2 protein-coding genes are annotated in these 2,379 nt (G+C 64.1%); both read right to left on the bottom strand.

Annotation, left to right across the window (positions count from 1 at the left end):
* Positions 1-110 precede the first annotated feature (110 nt).
* Complete coding sequence (locus F1735_RS37645) at positions 111-233, bottom strand: hypothetical protein (RefSeq protein ID WP_267876717.1); 123 nt, start codon at positions 231-233, stop codon at positions 111-113.
* Between the two features lie 439 nt (positions 234-672).
* Entirely contained in the window at positions 673-2,184 is a 1,512-nt protein-coding gene (locus F1735_RS32985) for a dipeptidase (RefSeq protein ID WP_167241156.1), read from the bottom strand.
* Positions 2,185-2,379 lie beyond the last annotated feature (195 nt).

The raw sequence follows: 2,379 nt of genomic DNA, 5'->3' as shown, positions 1-2,379 counted from the left end.
TCCCGCCTCGAAGGTCGAGCAGCTGACACCGCGACTGTGGAAACAGCATTGCGCCGACAATCCGCTACGCTCGGACCTGCACAGATTTAACGGCTGATCTACAACGCCGCTCAGCTACCGCTTACGGGCATGCGGCAGCGCCGTTCGTCGTCGAACATGAATTTCCACAGGCCGTTCAGGCTGATCCATTGCTCGCGCACGAGCTGGGGCCGCGGGTATGCGAATTGACTCATCGATGCTCCTCGTGGTGGGCCGGAAACGGCCGTGGCCGCTGATCCTGTTCAGGCTGCGCGGGTGCCGCACATGCGCCGCGCCATGCCGCCAGCGGGCGCGGCAAGCGGGCAAGCGCCATGCCGCGAAAGACGCGCTGATCGCGGACAGGGAATGGATGCTAGCACGCCAATTTTGCGCATTTTCACTGACGCACGAAGCAAGATTTCTAGGGAAAAATGGCTTGTAACCGGCTGTAGTTCACCGGCGCGAGGGCGCCGTGATTGGCCAGAGGGAGAGAAGGCGCGGGCTTGACCTTTGGGCGGCGCAGCTGGTTACATAAAGTAGGCTGGTGCCTACATCACGGATCGGTGTTCTTACGGGTGCGATCGAAGCGGACACGTGGACGTGTGCGGCCGCGCAGGCGCGCAACCGCACCGCCCCGCGCCGTGCCGCGCGCGTCTACTTTGCCAGTTCGACCATGACGGCCGTGTACATTTGCAGGTTCAGCATCAGCTGCTTGACGGTGATGAATTCGTGCTCGGAGTGGCCCGAGTACACCGTGCCCGGCATGGCCGGACCGAAGCTGACCGCATTCGGGAACAGGCGCGAATTGGTGCCGCCGCCAATCGAGATCGGGCGCGGATCCTTGATCCCGGTGTAATAGGAAAACACGGACAGCAAGGTCGGCACCTGGGGCGCGCTTTTCTGCAGCCACGGTTCGGTGATCTCGACCTTCACATCGGCCAGCGCGACGCGCCGCGCCTGCCACTGCGCCAGCGCCGCGGTTACCTCGCGCGTGAGCTGTTCGGTGCTCTTGCCTTGCGGGCGGCGCAGGTTCACGTGCAGGGACATGCCGGCCTCGCCCTGCTTGATGACGGTGGGCGCCACGGTCAGCGGGCCCATGAATTTATCGCGGTAAGCGATGGCGCCGAACTTGTCGCCATACATGCCGGTCCCGATCAGCTCGTTGAGAAAATGGACCATGGCGCCGGCCGTGGTGTTCGGCCACGCCTGCACGCTGAGCGCATCGGCCAGCATGCTGATCGCATTGACGCCGTCTTCCGGCTTGGACGAGTGCGCCGCGAGTCCCTGCGCCTTGACCAGCAACTGCGGGCCCTGGCGGGTAAAGGTATAGCGCATTCCGCCCTGGGCGGTGGCGCGCTGGCGGATGCGCGCTTCCAGTTCCGGCGTGGCGTTGTCGATGGTGGCGCTGGCGTCTTCCGGAATCTGGCTGCCGAAAAAGCCGCCCCCGAAGGCGGACAGCGATGGCGTGCCCGGCGCCGCCGCCGTTGCCGGCGCCTGCGGCGGCACCGTCACGCTGATGGTGCCGTAGCCCTTCTCGGCCGTCACCACCGGATACTCGGCGTCGAGGGTGATATTGACCTGCGGCGCCTGGTGCGTCTTGAGAAATTCGGTCAGCGGTTCCCAGTCCGATTCTTCGGCCATGTAGACATACAGTTCCAGACGTTTCGACAGCGCCAGCTTGCTGTCCTTGATCGCCTTCATGGCGTACATGGCGGTCGCGATCGGTCCCTTGTCATCCTCGGCGCCGCGCCCGATCAGGCGCCCGGCCTCGCTGGTCTTGTCCAGCTCGAACGGCGACTTTTTCCATTTGGAAGGATCGACCGGCTGGATGTCGCCGTGCGTGATGATGCCGACCCGCTCGCTGCCGCCGCCCAGGCCGATGACCATCACATAGCCGTGGTCGGTGTAATCGAGCCCGAGCCGCCCGGCCTCGTCCTTGAGGTACTGCTTGAAGGCGAGATGCTGCGCATTGCGTTCGAACGGAATCGCCTTGTCGGCGACGGTATTGAAGCTGACCATCTTGCCCAGGCTGTTGATCAGCTCGGTGCGATAGGTCGCCGCCGCATGGGCGGCCGCGCGCAAGGCCGCGTCCCCCGGTGGCGGGGGAGCGGCGCCGGCCGCGCCGAGGCAGCACAGCAGGCTGGCGATGAGGAACGAATGGCGCATGATGACTATCCCCGACCTTGTGTTTGATGAACCTCAAAGTCTATCACCGCCAGCCGCTCCGCGCAGACTCCTAGCCTGAATGTTGCATAAACCGCCGCCGCAGCGTCACTTTTCCGATGCCGGAGTTTTTCAACTTAAATCGGAATGTCGCGGGCGATAGCGTCCCTACCCAATTGAACGGGACAGTCAATGAAG

Source organism: Massilia genomosp. 1 (genome assembly GCF_011682185.1).
Lineage (GTDB): Bacteria > Pseudomonadota > Gammaproteobacteria > Burkholderiales > Burkholderiaceae_D > Telluria_A > Telluria_A rubra.
This window is presented reverse-complemented; position numbering and strand designations above follow the sequence as displayed.